At 73.7% G+C, this 24,342-nt stretch carries 17 protein-coding genes; 7 read left to right on the top strand and 10 right to left on the bottom strand.

What is annotated here, in order from left to right:
- Positions 1-185: 185 nt before the first annotated feature.
- Complete coding sequence (locus IE251_RS00925) at positions 186-752, top strand: hypothetical protein (RefSeq protein ID WP_189750978.1); 567 nt, start codon at positions 186-188, stop codon at positions 750-752.
- 136 nt (positions 753-888) lie between these two features.
- On the opposite strand, the gene purH is transcribed toward IE251_RS00925, so the two are convergent.
- Positions 889-2,454 (bottom strand): bifunctional phosphoribosylaminoimidazolecarboxamide formyltransferase/IMP cyclohydrolase, encoded by a 1,566-nt coding sequence (purH, locus tag IE251_RS00920; RefSeq protein WP_189750977.1) that lies wholly within the window; start codon positions 2,452-2,454, stop codon positions 889-891.
- The gene (purN, locus tag IE251_RS00915) at positions 2,451-3,089 is read right to left on the bottom strand and encodes a phosphoribosylglycinamide formyltransferase (protein ID WP_030789400.1); all 639 of its coding nucleotides are present in this window, start codon (positions 3,087-3,089) and stop codon (positions 2,451-2,453) included. The genes purH and purN overlap by 4 nt, the downstream gene beginning before the upstream one ends.
- A 282-nt stretch (positions 3,090-3,371) precedes the next feature.
- Here purN and IE251_RS00910 point away from each other — a divergent pair, with 282 nt between their 5' ends.
- Positions 3,372-4,430, top strand: a complete 1,059-nt coding sequence (locus tag IE251_RS00910) for a hypothetical protein (RefSeq protein ID WP_189750976.1) — start codon at positions 3,372-3,374, stop codon at positions 4,428-4,430.
- Positions 4,431-4,452: 22 nt separating this feature from the next.
- Here IE251_RS00910 and IE251_RS00905 read toward each other — a convergent pair whose 3' ends face one another.
- Positions 4,453-6,432 carry a cell division protein PerM gene (locus tag IE251_RS00905; RefSeq protein ID WP_229896520.1) on the bottom strand — a complete coding sequence of 660 codons (1,980 nt, stop codon included), beginning with the start codon at positions 6,430-6,432 and terminating at the stop codon, positions 4,453-4,455.
- A 273-nt stretch (positions 6,433-6,705) separates the two neighbouring features.
- Between IE251_RS00905 and IE251_RS00900 the strand changes: the two genes are divergently transcribed.
- Entirely contained in the window at positions 6,706-7,500 is a 795-nt protein-coding gene (locus IE251_RS00900; RefSeq protein WP_373301954.1) for an RNA polymerase sigma factor, read from the top strand.
- Between the two features lie 150 nt (positions 7,501-7,650).
- On the opposite strand, the gene sucD is transcribed toward IE251_RS00900, so the two are convergent.
- The 5 genes from sucD to IE251_RS00875 form a co-directional block, all read right to left on the bottom strand.
- Complete coding sequence (gene sucD / locus IE251_RS00895) at positions 7,651-8,535, bottom strand: succinate--CoA ligase subunit alpha (protein ID WP_030600937.1); 885 nt, start codon at positions 8,533-8,535, stop codon at positions 7,651-7,653.
- A 26-nt stretch (positions 8,536-8,561) separates the two neighbouring features.
- Complete coding sequence (sucC, locus tag IE251_RS00890; RefSeq protein ID WP_030789386.1) at positions 8,562-9,737, bottom strand: ADP-forming succinate--CoA ligase subunit beta; 1,176 nt, start codon at positions 9,735-9,737, stop codon at positions 8,562-8,564.
- 343 nt (positions 9,738-10,080) lie between these two features.
- Positions 10,081-11,286 (bottom strand): VWA domain-containing protein, encoded by a 1,206-nt coding sequence (locus tag IE251_RS00885; RefSeq protein WP_189750973.1) that lies wholly within the window; start codon positions 11,284-11,286, stop codon positions 10,081-10,083.
- Positions 11,283-13,916: a DUF5682 family protein gene (locus IE251_RS00880; protein ID WP_229896519.1), complete on the bottom strand. Its 2,634-nt coding sequence runs from the start codon at positions 13,914-13,916 to the stop codon at positions 11,283-11,285. Before IE251_RS00880 ends, IE251_RS00885 begins: the two co-directional genes overlap by 4 nt.
- Positions 13,913-15,043 carry an ATP-binding protein gene (locus IE251_RS00875; protein WP_030789377.1) on the bottom strand — a complete coding sequence of 377 codons (1,131 nt, stop codon included), beginning with the start codon at positions 15,041-15,043 and terminating at the stop codon, positions 13,913-13,915. The genes IE251_RS00880 and IE251_RS00875 overlap by 4 nt, the downstream gene beginning before the upstream one ends.
- A 132-nt stretch (positions 15,044-15,175) precedes the next feature.
- On the opposite strand from IE251_RS00875, the gene IE251_RS00870 reads away from it, so the two are divergent.
- Positions 15,176-16,531, top strand: coding sequence for an SWIM zinc finger family protein (locus IE251_RS00870; protein WP_189750972.1), 1,356 nt, complete (start codon positions 15,176-15,178; stop codon positions 16,529-16,531).
- A gap of 49 nt (positions 16,532-16,580) precedes the next feature.
- On the top strand, positions 16,581-18,251 hold the full coding sequence (locus tag IE251_RS00865; RefSeq protein ID WP_189750971.1) for a DUF5691 domain-containing protein: 1,671 nt from the start codon (positions 16,581-16,583) through the stop codon (positions 18,249-18,251).
- On the opposite strand, the gene icmB is transcribed toward IE251_RS00865, so the two are convergent.
- Entirely contained in the window at positions 18,227-18,649 is a 423-nt protein-coding gene (gene icmB, locus IE251_RS00860; protein ID WP_030600962.1) for a coenzyme B12-dependent isobutyryl CoA mutase small subunit, read from the bottom strand. The two genes, IE251_RS00865 and icmB, sit on opposite strands and share 25 nt — an antisense overlap.
- 220 nt (positions 18,650-18,869) lie before the next feature.
- On the opposite strand from icmB, the gene IE251_RS00855 reads away from it, so the two are divergent.
- Positions 18,870-19,724, top strand: coding sequence for an esterase/lipase family protein (locus tag IE251_RS00855; RefSeq protein WP_189750970.1), 855 nt, complete (start codon positions 18,870-18,872; stop codon positions 19,722-19,724).
- 255 nt (positions 19,725-19,979) lie between these two features.
- Positions 19,980-21,494, top strand: coding sequence for a peptidoglycan DD-metalloendopeptidase family protein (locus IE251_RS00850; protein ID WP_229896518.1), 1,515 nt, complete (start codon positions 19,980-19,982; stop codon positions 21,492-21,494).
- 40 nt (positions 21,495-21,534) lie between these two features.
- Here IE251_RS00850 and pcrA read toward each other — a convergent pair whose 3' ends face one another.
- Entirely contained in the window at positions 21,535-24,006 is a 2,472-nt protein-coding gene (pcrA, locus tag IE251_RS00845; RefSeq protein ID WP_189750968.1) for a DNA helicase PcrA, read from the bottom strand.
- Between the last annotated feature and the right edge of the window lie 336 nt (positions 24,007-24,342).

Here is a 24,342-nt window from a genome sequence, read left to right as displayed (position 1 = left end):
TGTTGATGTTGCACTTGCACAACACCTCCTGGCCCGGCTGGACAAGTAAGACGCTGTTAAAGAACGATGAGCACACAGTGCCGCGGGCAGTACCGGGGGGACGGACCGCATTTCTGTAGAACTCTCCTCCGCACCGTGCCGCGCGTCGTCCCCGCACTTGAGCAACACGACGGAGGAAGTCCGCCATGAGTTTCGGCGATCCGAACAACCCCTACGGCGCCCCGCAGGCGCAGCAGCCGGGCTACGGCTATCCGCAGCAGGGCCAGCAGCCCGGTTACGGCTACCCGCAGGCGCCGCCCGTCGGCGCGTACGGCATGCCGCCGGCGCCCGAGACCATGCCCGGCACCGTCAGCGCGGCCCGGGTGATGATGTGGGTGATCGTCGCCCTTCAGGTCATCGGCGTCGCGCTGTTCGCGTTCAGCGCCATCGGCGTGAACGCCGCGAAGAACGACGACGAACTCAAGGACGACGCCGCCTTCCAGCAGCTCGCCGACTACTCGTCGGGCCTGCTGTGGGGGCTCACGCTGTTCGCCGTGGCCTGGATGGTGCTCACCATCGTGCTGGCGCTCAAGTTCGGCAACGGCGGCAACGGCGTCCGCATCACGACGCTGATCTACGGCATCATCACCGCGATCCTCGGCATCTACCCGTTCATCCTCGTCGGCCTGGTGCACACCGTGCTCGCCATCCTGATCGCCTGCTTCGTCGGCGGCTCCAAGGGCTCGGCCTGGTTCAACCGTCCGCGGTACTGAGCCGCGACAGCACACCGGCACACTCCACAGGCCGCGCCCCGTCCGCCCGGACGGGACGCGGCCTGTGCCGTACGCGAACGCACGCGTACTCCCGCCCGCGGACCGGCGAGGCGGGAGCACGCTCAGGTGCGGGGTATCAGTGGAAGAAGTGGCGCGTGCCCGTGAAGTACATGGTCACGCCCGCCTTCTTGGCGGCCTCCACGACCTGCTCGTCGCGGATCGAGCCGCCCGGCTGGACGATCGCCCGGACGCCGGCGTCGATCAGGATCTGCGGGCCGTCGGGGAAGGGGAAGAAGGCGTCGGAGGCCGCGTAGGCGCCCCGGGCCCGCTCCGCGCCGGCCCGCTCGACGGCCAGCTTGCAGGAGTCGACGCGGTTGACCTGGCCCATGCCGACGCCGACCGAGGCGCCGTCCTTGGCGAGCAGGATCGCGTTGGACTTCACCGCACGGCACGCCCTCCAGGCGAAGGCGAGTTCCTTCAGCTCCGCCTCGGACAGCGCCTCGCCGCTGGCCAGCGTCCAGTTGGCAGGGTCGTCGCCGTCGGCCTGGAGCCGGTCGGTGATCTGGAGCAGCACACCGCCGTCGATGTGCTTGGCCTCGCCCGCGTTCGCGGGGGCGCCGGGGGCCTTCAGTACACGGATGTTCTTCTTCTTCGCGAGGGCCTCCAGCGCGCCCTCCTCGTAGTCCGGGGCCACGATGACCTCGGTGAAGATCTCGGCGACCTGCTCGGCCATCTCCTTGCTGACCGGCCGGTTCACGGCGATCACACCGCCGTACGCGGAGACCGGGTCGCAGGCGTGCGCCTTGCGGTGCGCCTCGGCGACGTCCACGCCGACCGCGATGCCGCAGGGGTTGGCGTGCTTGATGATCGCGACGCAGGGCTCGTCGTGGTCGTACGCGGCACGGCGGGCGGCGTCCGTGTCCGTGTAGTTGTTGTACGACATCTCCTTGCCGTGCAGCTGCTCGGCCTCGGCGAGACCGCCGGCGCCGTCCACGTACAGGGCGGCGTCCTGGTGCGGGTTCTCGCCGTACCGCAGGGTGGCCTTGCGCGTGTAGGTGGTGCCCGTGAAGTCCGGGAAGCGGGAGGCGTCGGCGGGGGCGTAGGCCGCGGCGAACCAGGAGGCGACGGCGAGGTCGTACTCCGCGGTGTGCCGGAACGCCTCGGCGGCCAGCCGCTTGCGCGTGGCGAGGTCGAAGCCGCCGTCCTTGACCGCGGCGAGGACGTCGGCGTACCGCTCCGGGCTCGTGACCACGGCCACGGACGGGTGGTTCTTGGCGGCGGCGCGGACCATCGAGGGGCCGCCGATGTCGATCTGCTCGACGCACTCGTCGGGCGACGCGCCGGAGTCGACGGTCTCGCGGAACGGGTAGAGGTTCACCACGACCAGGTCGAACGGCTCCACGCCCAGCTCGGCGAGCTGCTCACGGTGGCTGTCCAGGCGCAGGTCGGCGAGGATGCCCGCGTGCACCTTGGGGTGCAGGGTCTTCACCCGGCCGTCCAGGCACTCGGGGAAGCCGGTCAGCTCCTCGACCTTGGTGACGGGGACGCCGGCGGCGGCGATCCGGCCGGCCGTGGAGCCGGTGGAGACCAGCTCCACACCGGCCTCGTGCAGCCCGCGGGCCAGCTCTTCGAGCCCGGTCTTGTCATAGACGCTGACAAGCGCACGGCGGATGGCCCGCTTGGCGTTGCTCTCGGCGGTCACTGGATAACTACCTTTCGTCCCTCAATGCGATAGCCGTGGCGGGCGAGCCGGCCCACGACCTCTACGAGCAGCCTTCGCTCGACTTCCTTGATGCGCTCGTGCAGCGCGCTCTCGTCGTCCTCGTCGCGGATCTCGACCACGCCCTGGGCGATGATCGGCCCGGTGTCGACGCCGTCGTCGACGAAGTGGACGGTGCAGCCGGTCACCTTGGCGCCGTACGCGAGCGCGTCGCGGACGCCGTGGGCACCGGGAAAACTGGGGAGCAGGGCGGGGTGGGTGTTGACGAAGCGTCCGCCGAACCGGGCCAGGAACTCCTTGCCGACGATCTTCATGAACCCGGCGGAGACCACGAGGTCGGGCTCGTGGGCGGCGACGGCCTCGGCGAGGGCGGCGTCCCACTCCTCGCGGGTGCCGTAGTCCTTGACCTTGCGCACGAAGGTGGCGATGCCGGCGCGCTCGGCCCGGGCCAGCCCCTCGATGCCTTCACGGTCGGCGCCCACGGCCACGACCCGGGCGCCGTACGCCTCGGGACCGACGGCGGCGATCTCGTCCAGCAGCGCCTGCAAGTTGGTGCCGGAGCCGGAGACCAGCACGACGAGGCGCTTGACTGCCGGGCCGGCGGAGGTGGCGGCCACGATGGGGCCCTTTCTCGGGTTGCGATCCGTGTTCGGCCGGTTTGTACGGTCGTACGAATGCTTCACGCCCCCGGATACGGGGAAGTCTACGAAGCGGCCGGCCGTCAGCAACGATACCGGCACTCCGGACGGGCCCCCCGGGACGGGTGTCCGGCCGGGCGGTAGCGTTCGCGGGGAATCACGAAAGAGCAACCTCGGGAACGCGGTCGTCGTGCGGTGCGTTCACGGAGAGGAAGCTCACGACGGAACCGCCGTAGTCACCTAGGGGAAGACGCTCTTTTGATGCCCGATCGCAGCCTGCGACACCTCACGTTCCCGCCGCGCCCGGCCCAGGGAGGCGAGCGGGGCGCCGCACTGCTGCGCGAGCGCCCGTCCTCGCCCCCGGCCCACACCCCGGGAGGCGGGTGCGACGGCTCCGGGCGGGGCGGTTTCGGACAGAGCGGCTCCGGCGGCTCGGGGCAGGGCGGGCACGGCGGTTCGGGGCACGGTGGCTCGGGGCACGGTGGCTCCGGGCAGGGCGGCGAGCGGCAGGACGACAATCCGTTCGCGCCGCCGCCTGAGGGCACTCCGGACCGGCCCTGGCGGCCCCGGACTCCGGGACATCAGGGAAATCAGGGGGGCGCGGGCGGTCCCGGGTACGGGCCGGGGCAGGGCCCCGGCGCGGGACAGCAGGGCCAGGGTCATGGGTACGCCCCGTGGCCGGAGGCCGGGGCGGGGCAGGGCCCCGGGTCCGGTCAGTGGCAAGGTCCCGGCGCGGGCCAGGGTCCCGGTCAGGGCCAGGGTCAGGGTCAGGGCCAGGGTCAGGGTCAGGGCCCCGGGGGCGGGGCGCCCTGGGGCAGTCAGTGGAGTGACCGGCAGCCCGGCCGCTCCCCCGACGGCTTCGGCCAGCGGCCGGGCGGCGAGCCGCAGGGGCCCGGTGGACCGGCCGGCCCCGGCACGCGCTGGGACCCGAGGGACCCGGCCCAGCGCCGCGCGCGGTTCGCCCTGCTGTCCGGCATGTGGGCCGTCTTCTTCGTCCTGTTCAGCTGGCCGTACGTGGCGCTGCTGCTGGGCGCGCTGTCCCTGTACTGGGGCAGCAGCGCGCTGCGTGCCAAGCCGCGCTCCCAGGCCCCGGACGCCCCGGCGGCCCCGCCCGGCCGGCCGCAGACGACGGCGGCCGTCGGCGGCCTGATCACGGCGTCCCTGGCGCTGGTCCTGGTGGCCTCCACGTTCACCGTGCAGCTGGTCTACCGCGACTACTACACCTGCGTCGGCGACGCCCTCACCCACGAGGCCAAGCAGTCCTGCGAGACCCTGCTGCCGCGCGAGCTGCGGGGCGTACTGGGCGACCAGAACGGCTGACACCACCTCTCACCCGGGCCGCTCACCCGGAGGAGCCGGGGCGGGGCTCCGGTGGGACGGGTGATTCCGGTGGTTCCGGTGCTTCCTGGACAGCGGACGGCTGCCCGGCGAGGGGCTGTCCGGCGGGTGACGGCTCGGTGGAGGGCTGTCCGGCGAGGTCCGGGTCGGTGGCCGGTGTGGCGGCGGGGCCGGACGCGGCCTGCCTCAGGGCCGCCCAGCGGGAGGCGCGGGTCACGTCGTCGCGCCAGTCGCCGGCGCGGGACTCGGTGAACGGCGTGGGGAACGGGTCCTCGGCGGGAAGGAAGTCGTAGAGGTCCTCCTCGGAGGCCGCGGCCGCGGCCGCGGCCTCCGCCTGCGCGGGAACCTTCCTCTTGCCCCGGCCCCACCGCCCGGTCCCGGCGCCTCCCGCACGGCCGCCCGGCCCCGGCACCGCGCCGGCCCGGGCGGGAATCCCGGGGCCGCCCGCGCCCGCCTCCGCCGCCCGGACCGTACCCGGCGTGCCTGGGTCCGCCGTCCGGTCAGGGTCCGGCGTCCGGTCAGGGTCCGGCGTCCGGTCGGTCGCCCCCGGCCTCGCCTGGCCGGTGGGCGCGACGGCCACCGTCCCGCCGTCGCCCTTCTCCTCCCGCGCCCCCTTCTGCGCCGTACTCCCCGCCCCCTGCGCCGGTCCCTCGCCGGAGCGCGGGCGCCGGCCGCGCAGCAGCCGCCAGGCGCGGACGATCAGGGCCACCGGCAGCGCGAACACCGGCGTCCAGAGCCCGGCCGCTCCCCCGGCGCGCGGCCACAGCGGGCCGAGGCGGGACAGCGCGGCCACGCCCAGGGGGCCGCCGGCCAGCGCGGTGAGCAGGGCGACGGCCACCGCGCAGACCGCCGCCGTCAGCAGCACCACCCCGGCGGTCTGCCCGGCCGACCAGCGGGCCCGGGCCGGCTCCCCGGCTCCCGGTGGCCGTACCGCCGCCCGCGCCACGAACCACCCCGCCGTCATCCCGGCCGCCGCCGGCACCAGCCCCACCACCCAGTGCTGCGGCGTACCGGCACCCGGTTCCGGCACCGCGGCCAGCAGCGGGTACGGCGGCAGCAGCGGGGCGGGGTCGGACGCGAACGGGTCGACCAGGTGTCCGGCGCCGAGGGCGAACCCGGGGCCGAGGGCGTAGGAGGCGGCCCACAGCGCGGCGTTGGGGATCAGCGCGACGCCGAGCAGCAGCACGGCGAACCGGCCCGTCCAGCCCTCCGTCAGCTGGAGGAAGGACGCCCGCGCCGCCGCGCCGTGCCACACCAGCGACACCCCGACCAGCAGGGCGCCGCCGCCGAGCAGCACGGCGGTGGCGGCACCGGCGGCCCGTGCCGCCGCGCCCAGCCGGGCCCGCTCGTCCGTGCCGAACACCGGCCGCCGCACCCGTTCCGGCAGCACCGCGAGCACGCGCAGCAGGGGCTCGGCCGGGCAGCCGTGACCCGCCCACACCCCGGCACCGGCCGCGCTCGCCACCACGGCCGGAAGACACACCGTCAGCCAGCCCCAGTGAGGTCGCAGTTCACCACCGGAGCAGTACAGCGCCGCGGCGACACCGACACCCAGATAGCCGAGGACCACGCCGGTCCACGCCGTGCGCGCGGGCACCGGGGGCGGGCCGTCCGGTTCGGCGGACGCGTCGGTGGCGTCCCGCGCCGCCCGGTACAGCAGCCACACCGGCAGGACGAACAGCAGCAGCGGGGTGACGCCGACGGGCATGGGGGTGCCGGAGAGCGTGTCGGTGCGGACCAGTTCGACGCCGTGTCCCAGCAGCCACAGGGCGGCGGTGACGTGCAGCGCGCCGGCCGGTCCGCTGTCGGGGTACGGCGAGCTGACCCACAGCGCCATGACGAGGACCGCCATGACGCCGAGGCCCAGACCGGCCGCGACGGCTCCGCCCAGCAGGCTCGCGGCGAGTCCGGGCGAGCGGTCGCGCAGCCGGGAGAGGGCGGGAGACGACGAGGGGCGCACGGTCATCCGGATCACGCACGCCATGCTCCCAACGACACGCGCTTTCCCGGTGTAACGGGCGAACCCCCGATGTGTCGCCCAATATATGTTTATGTTCTTTTTCGTACGAAAGGGTGCATGGTGACGACGCAGACCCCTGCCGGCCCGCCACCGTCGGGCAACCGCCGACGCCCGCGCCGGTCCCGGCCGCTGACGCCGGTTCAGGAGCCCGCCGGACGGACGGCTCCCGGCGCCACGGACCCGGAACCGGAGCCACGTGCCGGCCTGCCCGATGTCCCGTCCGACCAGCCACGGCAGTTGACACCCGCTCAAGCCTTCGACGCCCTCTACGCCTTCTGCGCCCCCGCCCTCGTACGCCAGACCTATCTGCTCACCGGGCGCCGGGAGCTGGCCCGCGAGGCGGTGGAACGGGCCTTCCAGCTGGCCTGGCAGCGCTGGCCGGACGTGGCCCGGGACCGGGATCCGGCCGGGTGGGTGCGCGCGGTGGCGTACGACTGCGCGCTCTCCCCCTGGCACCGCTTCCGCCCCCGGCACCGGTCCCCGGAACCCCCGCCCGCCGACCCGGCCGACCGGGAACTGCTGCACGCGCTGCTCACGCTGCCGCCGGCGTACCGGCGCACGCTCGTCCTGTACGACGGTGTGGGGCTCGATCTGCCGGAGACGGCGGCGGAGACGGAGGCGAGCACCCCGGCCGCCGCCAGCCGGCTGACCCATGCGCGCGAGGCGGTGGCCGCGCGGCTGCCGGAGCTGGCCGATCCCGCCGCGCTCCACCGCCGGCTGCTCGAACTGGCCTCGGCCGAGCGGCTGGGCGCGGCCCGGCCGACCCATGTGCGCACCGGCTCCGAGCGCCGGAACGTCTTCTGGACCCGGGCGGCCATCGCCTTCACGGTGACGATCGTCGGCGCGACGACGCTCACGCTGCGGACGGCGCCGACGCGCTACGAACCGCCGATCGCCCCGGCGCAGGCCGTGCGCGGAGTGCCGGCGGTGGGCGGGATGGGCCCGCTGTCGCGGGAGGAGCGGCAACTGCGCGAGAAGCTGAGGAAGGCGGAGACCAGCGGGCCGGAGAGGGTGTTTCCGGAGGCGCGGTGAACCACGGTGAACAAGGCCCGCCGAGCCGCCTGATCGTGCTGGGGGGCGTCCGGCTGTCGGGCCGGGCGTCCCTTTCGGCGCGTCCGGCGAAACGTCGGCAGGCCCGCCCCGGACGACGGGGCGGGCCTGCCGATGACGGGCAAGGGCCGGTCAGGCCGAGAGGATCTCCCGGGCCAGCTTCGCCGTCTCGGTCGGGGTCTTGCCGACCTTGACGCCGGCGGCCTCCAGGGCCTCCTTCTTGGCCTGTGCGGTGCCGGAGGAGCCGGAGACGATGGCGCCGGCGTGACCCATGGTCTTGCCCTCCGGCGCGGTGAAGCCCGCGACGTAACCGACGACCGGCTTCGTCACGTTCTCCTTGATGAACGCCGCGGCACGCTCTTCGGCGTCACCGCCGATCTCACCGATCATCACGATGAGGTCGGTCTCGGGGTCGTCCTGGAACGCGGCCAGGGCGTCGATGTGCGTGGTGCCGATGATCGGGTCACCACCGATGCCGACGGCGGTGGTGAAGCCGATGTCCCGCAGCTCGTACATCATCTGGTAGGTCAGCGTGCCGGACTTCGACACCAGGCCGATGCGGCCCGGCTTGGTGATGTCGCCCGGGATGATGCCGACGTTCGACTGGCCCGGGGTGATGATGCCGGGGCAGTTCGGGCCGATGATGCGGGTCTTGTTGCCCTTCTTGCCGGCGTACGCCCAGAACGCGGCCGTGTCGTGCACGGCGATGCCCTCGGTGATGACGACGGCCAGCGGGATCTCGGCGTCGATGGCCTCGACGACCGCGTCCTTGGTGAACTTCTCCGGCACGAAGATGACGGAGACGTTGGCGCCGGTGGCCTCGATGGCCTCCTTGACGGTGCCGAAGACGGGTACCTCGGTGCCGTCGAAGTCCACGGTCTGACCCGCCTTGCGCGGGTTCACGCCGCCCACGACGTTCGTGCCGTCACCGAGCATGAGCTTGGTGTGCTTCATGCCGGTGGCGCCGGTCATGCCCTGGACGATGACCTTGCTGTCCTTGTTGAGCCAGATAGCCATGGTGGTTTGAGTCCTCGTCCTCGTACTTACTTGGCGGCGGCCAGCTCGGCGGCCTTGTCGGCCGCGCCGTCCATGGTGTCGACGCGCTGCACCAGCGGGTGGTTGGCGTCCGTGAGGATCTTCCGGCCCAGCTCGGCGTTGTTGCCGTCGAGGCGGACGACGAGCGGCTTCTCGACCTTCTCGCCGCGGTCCTCCAGGAGCTTCAGGGCCTGCACGATGCCGTTGGCGACCTCGTCGCAGGCGGTGATGCCACCGAAGACGTTCACGAAGACGGACTTCACGTCCGGGTCGCCCAGGATGATCTCCAGGCCGTTCGCCATGACCTGGGCGGAGGCGCCGCCACCGATGTCCAGGAAGTTGGCGGGCTTGACGCCGCCGTGCTTCTCACCGGCGTACGCGACGACGTCCAGGGTGCTCATGACGAGACCGGCGCCGTTGCCGATGATGCCGACCTCGCCGTCCAGCTTGACGTAGTTGAGGCCCTTCTCCTTGGCGGCCGCCTCGAGCGGGTTGGCGGCGGCCTTGTCGTGGAGCTCGTCCCAGTCGTGGCGGAACTCGGCGTTGTCGTCCAGCGACACCTTGCCGTCGAGGGCGATGACCTCACCGGAGGCGACCTTGGCCAGCGGGTTGACCTCGACCAGGAGGGCGTCCGACTTGATGAAGGTGTCCCACAGCTTGACCAGGACGTTCGCGACCTTGTCCGCGACCTCGGCCGGGAACTTGGCGGCCTCGACGATCTCGCGGGCCTTGGCCTCGTCCACACCGTCGATGGCGTCGATCGCGATCTTGGCGACGGCCTCGGGGCGGGTGGCCGCCACCTCCTCGATCTCCATGCCGCCCTCGACGGACGCGATGGAGAGGAAGGTGCGGTTGGCGCGGTCGAGGAGGAAGGAGACGTAGTACTCCTCGAGGATCTCCGGAGCGGTCTCGGCGATCATGACCTTGTGGACCGTGTGGCCCTTGATGTCCATGCCGAGGATGTCCGTCGCACGGGCGACGGCCTCGTCCGGGGTGGCGGCCAGCTTCACGCCACCGGCCTTACCGCGGCCACCGACCTTCACCTGCGCCTTGACGACGGACTTGCCGCCGAGCCGCTCGGTGATCTCGCGCGCCGCCTCAGGCGTGTCGATGACTTCACCGGCCAGCACCGGTACATCGTGCTTGGCGAAGAGGTCCCTCGCCTGGTACTCGAACAGGTCCACGCGCTTCCGTCCCTATCAGTGATCTCGCGGTTCGTTGGATGCGTGGGCGTGCCGCGAAGGGCAACGTGACGTCCGCTTGTCACAAGGGAGGCGCACACGGTGTCCGAGCGCGCGGCATGTCCGTCTCGCAGGTTATCGCCGCTTGAGGGGGCTCCCTAAATCGAGGGTCACACACGAGCGGTGATACCTGTCACATGATGCCGCGTTCCCTGGCACGGGGTGCCGTCGTATGGGTGCGGTTGCGTGCCCCCGCGTATTCTGCGCGGTCTACAGCGGTCTACACGGTCTACGCGATCTGCGCGGTCTCACCGGGCGGGGACGGTCCCGGTGAGACGCGCGGAGGTCAGGCCGGGTCGGGTATGGGCAGCGGGCGCTTCTCCAGGGCCGCCGCCATCACCTCGGGGAACAGGTCGGGGGTGCAGGCGAAGGCGGGGGCGCCCAGCGCGGCGAGTGCCGCCGCGTGCTCCCGGTCGTACGCGGGCGCGCCCTCGTCCGACAGCGCGAGCAGCGCCACGAACTGCACTCCGGACGCCTTCATCGCGGCGACCCGCTTGAGCATCTCGTCGCGGATGCCGCCCTCGTACAGGTCGCTGATCAGCACGACGACGGTCTCGGCCGGCCGGGTGATCCGCTCCTGGCAGTAGGTGAGCGCCCGGTTGATGTCCGTGCCGCCGCCGAGCTGGGTGCCGAAGAGCACGTCGACGGGGTCGTCCAGCTGGTCGGTGAGGTCGACGACCGCCGTGTCGAAGACGACGAGCCGGGTGCTGATCGACCGCATGGAGGCGAGCACCGCGCCGAACACCGACGCGTAGACCACGGACGCCGCCATCGACCCGGACTGGTCGATGCAGAGCACGACCTCCTTCTTCACCGACCGCGCGGCCCGCCCGTAGCCGATCAGCCGCTCGGGCACGACCGTGCGGTACTCCGGCAGGTAGTGCTTGAGGTTGGCCGCGATGGTGCGGTTCCAGTCGATGTCGTGGTGGCGTGGGCGCTGGACGCGCGCGCTGCGGTCCAGGGCGCCGGTGAGGGTGGCCCGGGTGCGGGTGGCGAGCCGTTTCTCCAGCTCCTCGACCACCTTGCGCACCACCGCGCGGGCCGTCTCCCGGGTCGTCTCGGGCATCGCCTTGTGCAGCGAGAGCAGCGTGCCGACCAGGTGCACGTCGGGCTCCACCGCCTGGAGCATCTCCGGCTCCAGCAGCAGGGCGGCCAGGCCGAGCCGGTCGATGGCGTCGCGCTGCATGACCTGGACGACGGAGGACGGGAAGTAGTCGCGGATGTCCCCGAGCCAGCGCGCCACGGACGGTGCCGACGCGCCGAGTCCGGCCGAACGGTCCCGCCCGGTCTGCGCCTTGTCCCCCTTGCCGTAGAGCGCGGCCAGTGCGCCGTCCATCGCCGCGTCCCGGCCGGAGAGCGTGCATCCGGTGCCGTCGGCCTGGTCCCCGCCGAGCACCAGCCGCCAGCGCCGCAGCCGCTCCCGCGCCGGGTCGGCCGCCTGTGCCGATGCCTGTACCGGTGCCGGTGTCTGTCCGAGCGTCGTGTCCGTCATGTGCCCACCCCCGCGAGGCTCCCGTGGTCCGTCGTCTCCGTCATGCCCGTCGTGTCCGTCGTGCCGGTGCCGTCGTCCGCCGTCAGGCCGAGCAGCAGCCGCAGTACGGGCAGTACGGCGTCGGCACGCGCGGTGTCCGGTTCGGCGGCGAAACCGGGGACCGCGGCGGCCTGGGCGGCACCGCCCGGACGGTCACCGGGACCGCGCCGTACCAGTTCGCCCAGCGTTCTGCGCACCCCCGGCTCGTACGCCGCGAAGGTCCGCCGCAGCAGTGGCAGTACGTCCGTGAAGGCGTCCGCCGGCACCCCGGTCAGCCAGGTGTCGAGCAGGCCGAGCAGCCGCTCGTCGTGGACCAGCAGCAGTCCGCCCCCGCCGCCGGCGAAGCCCTCGATCCAGGCGGCGGCAGCGGCGGGCGGCGTGCCCGGCGACAGCGCGAGCCCCATCAGCCGGGCCGCCTCCTCGGGCCGCAACGCGCCGTCGTCCAGCAACAGCCGCACCGCCCGCCCCCGGATGACACCGGGCGCGGTGTCCCGCAGCGACAACGCCCGCAACACCCCCCGCCAGCGCTCCCGTAGCCCCCCACCGACCTCACGCCCCGCCCCGCCCCCGGAAAGCGCGCCGCCCTTGGACGCGCCGCCGGCCCGCTCGGCTCCGGTGGATGCGCCGCCGGCCTCCCCGCCCGTCGTGGCCAGGCTCTCCGTCAGCAGGCCCACCGCCGTGTGTACGGCGTCCACGTGGGCCCGCATCTCCTCCGCTGCGTCGGCGTCGAGGGCGGCGCAGGCCGGGGGCAGGCCGACGAAGACGCGCTCGGCGAGCCCCGCGGCGACCTCGGCCAGCGCCCCGGTGTCGGTGCCGCGCACATCGCCGTAGCGCAGCGAGCGGACCAGGGCGGGCAGGGCCTGGGCCAGGTGACCGACGTCCGTGTCCAGGGCGGCCCGGTCGGCGAGCACCCGCATCACCACGGGCAGCGCCTCCGGCAGCCCCGCCAGCAGGCACTGCTCGGCGAGCGCGGTGACGTCGGCCAGGGCGCGCGCCGCGTCCGCGTCCGCCTCGGCCTTGGCCCGGGCCGCCGCCTGTACGGTCGTCCCCCACACGCCGGCCTCGGCGACCCGCACGGACAGCTCCGGTTCCCAGCGCAGCCGCCAGGTCTCCCGGAAGGTGCCCGTGCCGCCCCGGGACCGGGCCGGCTCGCCCCAGCCGACGCCGAGCAGCCGCAGCCGGTGCAGCAGCCTGCTGCGCCCGGCGTCGGTGTCGCCGCGCAGGTCCAGCTCCAGGTCGCGCTCCAGCGCCTCGGGCTTGAGCCGCAGCGAGCGCTGCTGCCGGGCCAGGTCGCGCTGCAACGGCACCGCGGGCGCCGACTCGGGCACCTCCCCCAGCGCGTCCCCGACCACCAGCCGGTCGTGGACCAGCGCCAGCGGCACGTCCGAGCCTTCGCACAGCACCGCGCGCACGGCGTCGGTGGTCTCGCCGAGGCCGGGCAGCGGCCGGCCGCGCAGCGCGGCCAGCGTCTCCGCGAGCCTGACGGCCTCGATGACGTGCGCGGAGGACACGATCCGGTCCTCCTCGCGCAGCAGTCCCGCCACCTTGGTCAGCCAGCGCTCCACCGGCCGGTCGGGGGCCTGGAAGAGGTGCCCGTACCAGCCGGGCGAGTCGATGCCCGCGCCGTACCCGCCGGACCGGGCCAGCCTGCGGTGCGTCCACGGCACCCAGGTCACGTCGGTCTTGACCTTGGGCAGGCCCCGGAGCAGGGCCCGGTCGGCGGTGACGGTGGTCCTCTCGCGCAGCGCGGGTACGTGCCAGGCCCCGCACACCACGGCCACGGCGTGCCCGAACTCCTTGCGCGCCGCCCGCAGCCGCAGCCGCATGTGCGCCTCGCGGACGAGGTCCCGGTGCCCGCCGGCGCCGTACCGCTCGCGCAGTGCCGTCATGGCCTCCGCCACCGCCGTGAACGGTGCGAAGGGGTCGTCGGCGCCGGGCCCCCGGTGCTCGACGACGTCCTCCCACCAGCGCTCCGGATCGTCGTACCCGGCCGCCTCGGCGAGCACGGCGAGCGGATCGACACGGACTTCCCCGGCGTCGTCGGGACCGGGCCGACGGCCGCCGGGACCGGGGGCGGCCTGGTCGTCAGGGCCGGGCTCGTGGTTGTCCGGGTCGGATGCGTGGCCGTCGGCACCGGACGCGTGACCGTCGGAACCGGACGCGTGGCCGTCGGCACCGGTCGGGTGGTCGCCGCCGGCCCCCTCATGCCCGCCGGCCCCGGATTCCCCCTCTTCCCGCGCCCACGCCAGCGTGTGCGTGGCCGGCAGGTCGATGAAGCGGGCCGGTACACCGTGGTCCAGGGCCCAGCGGATGGCCACCCACTCGGGGCTGAACTCGGCGAACGGCCAGAACGCCGAGCGGCCGGGCTCGTCCACGGCGTGCGCGAGCAGGGCGACCGGAGGCCGCAGACCGGGGTCGGCGGCCAGCGGGATCAGCGGGTCGGCCTCGGGCGGCCCCTCGATGAGGACGACGGCGGGCCGGGCGGCCTCGAGCGCGGCCCGCACCGCGCGCGCGGAGCCGGGACCGTGGTGCCGTACGCCCAGCAGCAGCGGCCCGGCGTCGTAGGCCGTGCTCTCCCGGGCGCCGGTCACGCGCTCACCTCCCGGCAGGCGCGGTAGAAGTCGGTCCAGCCCTCGCGCTCGCGCACGACCGTCTCCAGGTACTCCTGCCAGACGACCCGGTCGGCCGCCGGGTCGCGGACGACGGCGCCGAGGATGCCGGCGGCGACATCGCCCGCGCGCAGCACGCCGTCGCCGAAGTGGGTGGCGAGGGCGAGGCCGTTGGTCACGACGGAGATGGCCTCCGCCGTGGACAGCGTGCCGCTGGGGGACTTGAGCTTCGTGCGGCCGTCGGCGGTGACGCCGTCCCGCAGCTCGCGGAAGACGGTGACGACCCGGCGGATCTCCTCGATGCCGTCGGGCGCCGCCGGCAGGTCCAGGGAGCGGCCGAGCTGTTCGACCCGGCGGGTGACGATGTCCACCTCGGCGTCGGCGCTCTCGGGCAGCGGCAGCACGACGGTGTTGAAGCGGCGGCGCAGGGCGCTGGAGAGATCGTTGACCCCGCGGTCGCGGTCGTTGGCGGTGGCGATGAGGTTGAAGCCGCGGACCGCCTGGACCTCCTCGCCGAGTTCGGGGATGGGCAGGGTCTTCTCGGACAGGATCGTGATCAGCGTGTCCTGCACGTCGGCCGGGATCCGGGTCAGCTCCTCCACCCGGGCCGTCATGCCCTCGGCCATGGCCCGCATGACGGGGCTGGGCACGAGGGCGTCGCGGCTCGGGCCGTGGGCGAGGAGCCGCGCGTAGTTCCAGCCGTAGCGGATGGCCTCCTCCGGGGTGCCGGCGGTGCCCTGCACCAGCAGCGTCGAGTCCCCGCTGACGGCGGCGGCCAGGTGCTCGGACACCCAGGTCTTGGCGGTGCCGGGGACGCCCAGCAGGAGCAGGGCGCGGTCGGTGGCGAGCGTGGTGACGGCGACCTCGACGATGCGGCGCGGGCCCACGTACTTGGGTGTGATCACCGTGCCGTCCGGCAGGGTGCCGCCGAGGAGATAGGTCGCCACCGCCCACGGCGACAGCTTCCAGCGGGCCGGGCGCGGGCGGTCGTCCTGCGCGGCGAGCGCCGCGAGTTCGGCCGCGAAGGCCTGCTCGGCGTGCGGTCGCAGCGCCTGCTCGGTCTGGTCGCGGTGGGGTGTGGCGGTCGTCGGTTCCACGGACACAGTCATGGCTGAGGCCCCCTCCAGCTCGGCCGGTTCGGTTCTGGCATCCACCGTGCACCACGCCACTGACAATCGCTGTGACCTGCGCAAACGCGCTCGCCGGGGCGATTGTCAGTGGTGGGGCCTACCGTCGGTGGCATGACTGAGCAGGGGGTGCGCTGGACCGCGGAGCAGGTGCTGGCACTGGCGCCTGACGCCGCGTCACGCAAGGCGGGGAGCAAGCTCGGGGTGGCCGGGCCGTGGTCCGGGACCGGGAGCGGAGAGGGGACGGTGTGGGGGCTGTGCAAGGGCAGCGGCAGCAGGCCGTACCAGACGGTGGTGGACCTGGCCGGCGCGGCCGGCCCGGGATACAAGTGCAGTTGTCCGAGCCGTAAGTTCCCGTGCAAGCACGCGCTCGGCCTGCTCCTGCTGTGGGCGGGCGACGAGGACGCGGTGCCGGCCGGCGAGCGGCCGCCGGACTGGGCCGGGCAGTGGCTCGCGGGCCGGCGGGGCCGGGAGCAGGCCAGGAAGGCCCGGGACGAGGAGGGTTCGGCCGCTGGTCCCGCCGATCCGGAGGCGGCCCGGCGGCGGGCCGAGCGCCGGGCCGAGCGGGTCACGGCGGGCGTGACCGAGCTGGAGCAGCGCCTGGCGGACCTGCTGCGCGGCGGCCTGGCCGCGGCCGAACAGGCGGGGTACGGCTGGTGGGACGAGGCGGCGGCCCGCATGGTCGACGCCCAGGCGCCGGGCCTGGCCGCACGCGTCCGGGAGCTGGGGGCCGTGCCGGCGTCCGGCGCGGGCTGGCCGGCGCGGCTGCTGGAGGAGTGCGCGCTGCTGCACCTGCTCGACCAGGGCTGGCTGCGCCGGGCCGGGCTGCCGGACGCCCTCGCGGCCACGGTCCGCTCCCGGGTCGGCCTGCCCGCGGCGCCGGACGGCCCGCCGCTGCGCGACCGCTGGCTGGTCCTCGCGCAGTACGACGTCGTGGACCCGAAACTGACGACCCGCCGGATATGGCTGCACGGCGCCCGCTCCGGCCGGACCCGGCAGCTGCTGTCCTACGGCGCGGCGGGCCGGGCCCCGGAGCTGTCCCTGCCGGTCGGGCTGGCGCTGGAGGCGGAGCTGTCGACGTATCCGGGCGGGGGCCGGACCCGGAGCGCACTGGGCGAGCGGTTCGCCGCGCCGGCGCCGGCCGCGTTCCGTCCGCCGGGGACGACCACCGCCGAGGCGGCGGCCCGCTACGGCGAGGCGCTGCGCGACGATCCCTGGCTGGAGTCGGTCCCGGTGACCTTGGACCGGGTGATACCGGTCCCGGACGGCGACCGGTGGCAGCTGGCCGACGCGGACACGGACACGGCCCTGCCGCTGACCGGGTCGGCCCGCTCCCGGCCCGGCCTGTGGCGGCTGGTCGCGCTGTCCGGCGGCGCCCCCGTCACCGTGTTCGGGGAGTGCGGCCACCGCGGGTTCACCCCGCTCACGGCCTGGCCGGAGGGGACGGGCGAGGCGGTGCCGCTGTGCTGACCGGCGGTACCGGGACACGAGGGCAGGCAGGCGAAGGGGAGGGAACGCGATGAACGGGGCACCGAGCGGCAGGGACACGGCGATGCCGGACGGCACCTGGGAGGAGCTGGTCACCACCGCGCTCCTCGGCACCGACCGGCGCGCCCCGGCGCACGTCCCGCCCGGCCGTACGGCACCGGCGGCACTGCTCGACGCGGCGGCCGTGGCCACCGTACGGCGACGGGCCGGGCTGCGCCCCGGGCGGGCGGCGCGCCGGCCCGAGCGCGCGCCCGCCGATCCGCGCCCGCCGCTGCCCGCGCCGGCGGCACGCCGGCTCACCACCCTGCTGGCGGACCGGTCCGGCGGCGCGGGTGGCGGACGGCGGGGCAGTTCCCCGGACCTGATCGAGCTGCTTCCGCAGTGGCTCGCGGCGGCCAACGCGCACGGGTACGCGGCGCCCCCGCAGGCGCTGCCCGCCCTGCTGGACGCGGCCCGTGGCCGCACCGACCTGCGTCCGGCGGCGCTGGCGTTCGCGGGTCCGCGCGCCCTGTGGCTGGCCCGGCTGAACCCGGACTGGCGGTTCGCCCTGCGCGCGGCCCCCGGCGGCGGGGCGGCGCTGCCGGACACCGAGGACGCGGAGGCGGTGCGCCGGCTGTGGCAGGAGGGGCTGTTCGCGGAGCGGGCGGTGCTGCTCGGCGCGCTGCGCACCCGTACGCCCGAGCGGGGGCGGGAGTTGCTGGCGTCGACTTGGGCGACGGAGCGGGCGGAGGACCGGCTGATGTTCCTGGACTCGCTGCGCACGGGCCTGTCGGACGCGGACGAGCCGTTCCTGGAGCAGGCGTTGGGCGACCGCAGCCGCAATGTCCGGGCCACTGCGGCGGATCTGCTGTCGTCGCTGCCGGGCTCGGCGCTCGCCGCGCGGATGGCCGTACGCGCCACGGCGTGTGTGGCCCTGGACCGTACCGGGGACGGGCCGGCGATCGTGGTGGAGGCGCCGCTCGAATGCGACGCGGCCATGGAACGCGACGGGGTGGCGGCCACGCCCCCGGCGGGCCGGGGGGAACGGTCGTGGTGGCTGGGGCAGTTGGTGGAGTCCGCTCCGCTCGGCACCTGGCCGCGGCGGCTGGGCGGGCGGACGCCCGAGGAGATCGTGGCGCTGCCGGTGACGGACGGCTGGCAGGGCGAGCTGCACGCGGCCTGGTGCCGGGCGGCGGTCCGGCAGCGGGACGCCGCGTGGTCGCGGGCGCTGCTCGGCTCGCCGTCGGCACCGGAGGCGGGCGGACCGGGCGCGGTGTCCCTGGCGGAGCGGGCGAAGCTGCTGGCCGCGCTGGGCCCGGACGAGCGGGCCGCGTGGGTGGCCGGGTTCATCGCCATGCACGGCCTGTCGGAGGCGTTCCAGCTGCTCGGTGTGTGCGCGGTGCCGTGGGCGCCGCCGCTGGGCCGCGCGGTGGTGGACGCCCTCGACATCGCCCGGGAGGCGGGCAGTTACCCGTGGAGCTTCAGCGGGGTGATGGGCCTGGCGGAGCGCTGCCTGGACCCGGCCGAGGCCAGGCGGCTGGAGACGCTGCTGGCGATACCCGACGAGCCGGCGGACGCCGCGCCGGGCGCCGGCGGGTACTGGGCGGAGGCGTTCCAGCGGCTGGTCACCACGCTGCGGCTGCGGGCGGAGATGACGCGGGAACTGATGCCGCCCGCCGGGCCGCGGGAGGAGGGCGCTCAGCCGCCGGACGCGGCCGGCTGACGGACGTTCTCCCGGACCCACTCCACGATCGCGGAGGTCGTCGCGCCGGGGGTGAAGATCTCCGCGACGCCCTTCTCCTTCAGCGGCGCGATGTCCTCCTCCGGGATGATGCCGCCGCCGAAGACGAGGATGTCCTCGGCGTCGCGCTCCTTGAGCAGGTCGATGACCGCGGCGAACAGCGTGTTGTGGGCGCCGGAGAGGATGGACAGGCCGATCGCGTCGGCGTCCTCCTGGATGGCGGTGTCGACGATCTGCTCCGGCGTCTGGTGGAGCCCGGTGTAGATGACCTCCATACCGGCGTCGCGCAGAGCCCGCGCGATGACCTTGGCCCCGCGATCGTGACCGTCGAGCCCCGGCTTGGCGACCACCACGCGGATCGGACCGGCTGCCACACCCATCACTGCCTCCATCAAGCGACCACGGAAGCGATCGCTTCCGTTCGTACCGACAAGTACCGCACTTTTGGCGCGTCCCGCCATCGTCGAAGTGAACGAACGTTATCTCCAGCATCCCGCACCGGGCAGTTTTACGGTGCGCGGCGAGGGGGAAATCACATGGTGGGACATGAGGCACACGGGGGTCGAGGACGCCCCCCGCGTGCCGACAGGAGGTCGGCCAATGAAGGTCACCGGGGTACTGCCGCTCTTTTTCCCGTCCTGCCACCGCCTGTGGCCGGGCAGACTGGCCGGGCTGTCCGTGACGCTGCTCCGGGCGACGGCCCTGGAGGCCGCGATCCTGGCGGGTCACCTCCTGCTCTATCCGACCGGCCTGATCCGGGAGCGCCACCCCGCCGCCCTGCCCGCCCCCGACGACGGCACCGCCCGGCTGCCGGTCCGGCCGGCCCCGCCGGTCGTGCTGCTGCACGGCTTCATCGACAACCGCTCGGTGTTCGTCCTGCTGCGCCGCGCCCTCGCCCAGCACGGCCGGCAGCGCGTGGAGTCGCTGAACTACTCGCCGCTCACCTGTGACATCCGCACCGCCGCGGAGCTGCTCGGCCGGCACATCGAGGAGATCTGCGAGCGCACCGGCAGCGCCCGGGTCGACATCGTGGGGCACAGCCTCGGCGGCCTGATCGCGCGCTATTACGCCCAGTGCCTCGGCGGTGACCTGCGGGTACGCACGCTGGTCACGCTGGGCACCCCGCACTCCGGAACCCGGGTGGCACCGCTGGCGGACGCGCATCCGATCGTGCGGCAGATGCGGCCGGGCTCGGCGGTGATAGAGGAGCTGGCCGGGCCCGCGCCCGGCTGCCGGACCCGGTTCGTGAGCTTCTGGAGCGACCTGGACTCCCTCATGGTCCCGCTGGAGACGGCCTGCCTGGAGCACCCCGATCTGGACGCGCACAACGTCCGGGTGAGCGGCATCGGTCATCTCGCCCTGCCCGTGCACCCGGCCGTTGCCGCCGCCATACGCGAGGCCCTCGACGCCCCGCACCCCGGGGACCGGAGCACCGGCGGCCTGACGGTGGCCTGACGGCAACCCGAGGCAGGCCGCGCCGAGAAGCGCACGGGCGCCTCACAGGACGTGCACAGTCGACACAAATCGCCACTCGACATCGAACATTCTTCGAACGCAAGGCCAAAGTCGCGTTGGGAGCCCCCGAAACACGGCCGAATGCCCGTTTCCGGCCCACGCGAAACCGTCCGAAGATTGTCGCGCCCAGGTACTGCCGGGTACAGTCGCCGCACTGCTCTGGCAGCCCCTGTTGTCGAGGCGAAAGAGAAGTTGGTGAACGACCGTCACCCGTCGGGGACGATGACCACCCCGGCCCCGGCTTCCGACGCCTCCACCGGGCACTACGCGCCGTACGGAGCGCAGGAAGCCTCCTACGACGACCTCACCACGTACGACGGCTATGACGCCACCGGTTTTACCGACGGTTCCGGCGGCACGGCCTTCCACGCGGACCCGCTCTTCGGCAGCCTCCCGGGCAGCGAGCCGACCACCGGCGCGTACGGCACCGCCCAGTGGCAGACCGGCACCGGCCAGTTCCCCGCCTACGACGCGTACGCGGCCGGACATGCCGGCGCCTACGACTCCGGTGTCTACGACAGCACCGCCTGGACCGTCCCCGCGCAGGCCACCGGAAACGATGTCAGCGGCCAGTGGGACACGAGCACCTGGCAGCAGCACGGCCCCTCGGGCGCCGCCGACACCACCCAGCAGTGGACGTGGGGCACCCAGACCTTCGACACGGGCGCGTACGACGCCACGCAGTGGAACTCCGCCGGGCAGCCCGCGCCGGCCGAGCCCGAGCAGGACGGGGAACCGTTCGACCGGCAGGCCACCGCGACGTTCGAGGCGGTCGGCGCCCACACCCCGGGCGGACCGGCCACGCCCACGGCCTACGAGCAGGAGCCGTACGGCGACACCGGGCTCACCGAGCCGCCGTCCGCCTCCGACGAAGCGGACGCCACCGGTGAACTGCCCGCCGTGGCCGGTCTGCTGGACGGCCAGGAGGAGATCGCCCCGGTGCCGGCGGCCCGCACGGGCTCACGCGGCGCGGCCCGCTCCCGGCGCCGTACGCCCGCCAAGCGCTCGGCGCTGCTGACCGTCGCCGTGCCCTCGGCCTGTGTGATGGGGGTCGCGGGGATCGCCGCCGCCTCGGTCGGTGCGTTCGGCGACGACTCCCAGGACACCTCCACCACCGTCGCGGACGCGCAGCCGGTCAAGCCCGCGGTCGCCAACAGCAAGCTGGACTCCCAGCTCCAGACCCTCTCCGCCGGTGCCGACGACTTCGCCGACCGGGCGAGCCGCACCCAGGAGCGGATCGACCTCAAGGCACAGCAGGAACTGGAGAAGAAGAAGGCGGCGGCGGAGGCCGCGCTCAAGGAGCGGCTGCGCCCCAAGTTCGCGCTGCCGGTCGCGCAGCACGGGCTCAGCGCCTACTACGGCCAGGCCGGCATCAACTGGATGTCGGTGCACACCGGCATCGACTTCCCGGTCTCCTACGGCACCCCGGTGCTGGCAGCCACCGACGGCACCGTCACCACCAAGTGGAACAGCGCCTACGGCAACATGATGATCGTGACGGCGAAGGACGGCACGGAGACCTGGTACTGCCACCTGTCCAGCTACCGCGTCGCCTCCGGTACGACCGTCAAGGCCGGCGAGCCCATCGCCTACTCCGGCAACTCGGGCAACTCCACCGGCCCGCACCTGCACTTCGAGGTACGGCCGGCGGGCGGATCGGCCATAGACCCACTGCCGTGGCTGCGCAGCCACGGCCTGGATCCCACCTAGCCGGCAGGGCCCCGCTTGCGAGCGGGGCCCTTTTCGCGGGCTACAGCTTCTCCACCGGCGCGTACCGCAGCAGCAGCCGCTTCGGCTTGGCTTCACCGAAGTCGACCGTCGCCTCCGCGTTGGCGCCCGTGCCCTTCACCGCGACGACCGTGCCGAGCCCGAACTGGTCATGGGTGACCCGGTCCCCGACGGCCAGCGCGACCACCGGCTTCTCCGCCGTGCGCCGGGTGGCGAACCCGGACGCCCCCGACGCCGAGGAACGCGAACGGGACGAGGACAGCGACGCCGCGACCCCGGACGCCGGAGCCGTGGCCCCGGTCCGCTTCCACTCCACATGGGTGGGCGGGATCTCCTCCAGGAAGCGGGAGGGCGGGTTGTACGACGGCTGGCCCCAGGCGCTGCGCAGCGCCGCGCGCGTGAGGTACAGCCGCTCCCGCGCGCGCGTGATGCCGACGTACGCCAGGCGCCGCTCCTCCTCCAGCTCCTTGGTCTGGCCGAGGGCCCGCATGTGCGGGAAGACGCCGTCCTCCATGCCGGTCAGGAACACCACCGGGAACTCCAGGCCCTTGGCGGTGTGCAGGGTCATCAGCGTGATGACGCCGTCGCCGTCCTCCTCGTCGGGGATCTGGTCGGAGTCGGCGACCAGGGCGACCTGCTCCAGGAAGTCGGCCAGCGTCCCCTGCTCGCCCTCCCCGCGCTCCTGCTCGAACTCCAGGGCCACGGCCGCGAGTTCCTGGAGGTTCTCGATCCGGGTCTCGTCCTGCGGGTCGGTGGAGGACTGGAGTTCGGCCAGATATCCGGTGCGCTCCAGGACCGCCTCGAGGACGGTGGCCGGTCCGGCGCCGGACTCGACGATCGTGCGCAGCTCCTCCATCAGCGCGTTGAACCGCTTGACCGCGTTGGTGGAACGCGCGGCCATGCCGTACGCCTCGTCCACCCGCTTCAGGGCCTGCGGGAAGCTGATCTTCTCGCGCTGGGCAAGGGCGTCAACCATCGCCTCCGCGCGCTCGCCGATGCCCCGCTTGGGCACGTTGAGGATGCGGCGCAGCGGCACCGAGTCCTCGGGGTTGGCGAGGACGCGCAGGTAGGCCAGGACGTCCCGGACCTCCTTGCGCTCGTAGAAGCGGACCCCGCCGACGACCTTGTAGGGCAGGCCGACGCGGATGAAGACCTCTTCGAAGACACGGGACTGGGCGTTGGTGCGGTAGAAGACGGCGACGTCCGAGGCGCGCGCCTCGCCCGCGTCGACCAGGCGGTCTATCTCGTCGGCGACGAACTGGGCCTCGTCGTGCTCGGTGTCGGCGACGTACCCGACGATCCGGGAGCCCTGGCCGGCGTTGGTCCACAGGTTCTTCGGGCGGCGGGACTCGTTGCGCTCGATGACCGCGTTGGCGGCGGACAGGATGGTCTGCGTGGAGCGGTAGTTCTGCTCCAGCAGGATCGTCGTCGCGTCCGGGTAGTCCTCCTCGAACTGGAGGATGTTGCGGATCGTCGCGCCCCGGAACGCGTAGATCGACTGGTCCGCGTCACCTACGACGCACAGCTCGGCCGGCGGGACGTCGTACTCACTCGGCGGGGCGTCCGTCCCGTCGGCGGCGGGCTCCCCCGTGCCCACGAGCTCCCGGACGAGGGCGTACTGGGCGTGGTTGGTGTCCTGGTACTCGTCGACCAGGACGTGCCGGAAGCGGCGGCGGTAGTGCTCGGCGACGTCCGGGAAGGCGCGCAGCAGGTTGACCGTCGTCATGATCAGGTCGTCGAAGTCCAGCGCGTTGGCCTCGCGCAGCCGCGACTGGTAGAGCGCGTACGCCTGCGCCAGGGTCTTCTCGAAGCCGTCGGTGGCCTGGGCGGCGAAGTCCTCCTCGTCGATCAGCTCGTTCTTCAGATTGCTGATCTTGGCGCTGAAGGACTTGGGCGGGAAGCGCTTGGGGTCGAGGTCCAGGTCGCGGCAGACCAGGGCCATCAGGCGCTTGCTGTCGGCGGCGTCGTAGATCGAGAACGACGAGGTGAAGCCGAGCTTCTTGCTCTCCCGGCGCAGGATGCGCACGCACGCGCTGTGGAAGGTCATCACCCACATCGCGTTCGCGCGCGGGCCGACGAGCTGCTCGACGCGCTCCTTCATCTCGCCCGCGGCCTTGTTGGTGAAGGTGATCGCGAGGATCTGGCCCGGGTGGACGTTCCGCTCGGCCAGCAGGTAGGCGATGCGGTGGGTGAGCACACGGGTCTTGCCGGAGCCGGCGCCGGCGACGATGAGCAGCGGGGAGCCGGCGTGCACGACAGCGGCGCGCTGGTTCTCGTTCAGCCCCTCCAGGAGGGCCGCCGGGTCCAGCGCGGGGCGCGGGGCGCCGTCGCGGTAGTGGGTGTCCCGGTCCGGCGGCATGTCGAACTTCCCGCCGAACAGATCGTCCGGAATCGACTCCGGAAGGTGATCGTCCTCGGGCGGCGGGGGCTCCTCCTCGTGCCCGCGAGGGGCCTGGAGGTCCGCCAGGAAGCTGTCGTCAAAGAGGCTGCTCATCGCTCTCCGAGTCTAGGGCGCCCCACCGACAACCGGTCGCCGTCCCCGGAACATGGCCCGTTTCCGGGGCGGTTGATCTTCCCCGCGTACCGCGTCACCCAGCGGAAACACCTGGTCACCAGCGGGCGCCCCGACCCCCAGGTCACGGAAATGTATCGGACATAGCGTGCGCCGACCTTCACAGAAGACTCACGAGTTGGCTAGGTTGCCGTCAGGCCGCACGACCACCCTCCGGCGAACGTCGCCGGGCCGTACGGCCTCCGCCGAGTCCGGCACGCCCCGCGCGGGTGCCCGGAGCCGGGGACCCATCGATCCTGGGCCGAATCGGCCGACTCC

The organism is Streptomyces eurythermus (assembly GCF_014649115.1).
Lineage (GTDB): Bacteria > Actinomycetota > Actinomycetes > Streptomycetales > Streptomycetaceae > Streptomyces > Streptomyces eurythermus.
Note: the sequence above shows the minus strand (reverse complement) of the source record. Positions and strands in the feature narration are given on the sequence as shown.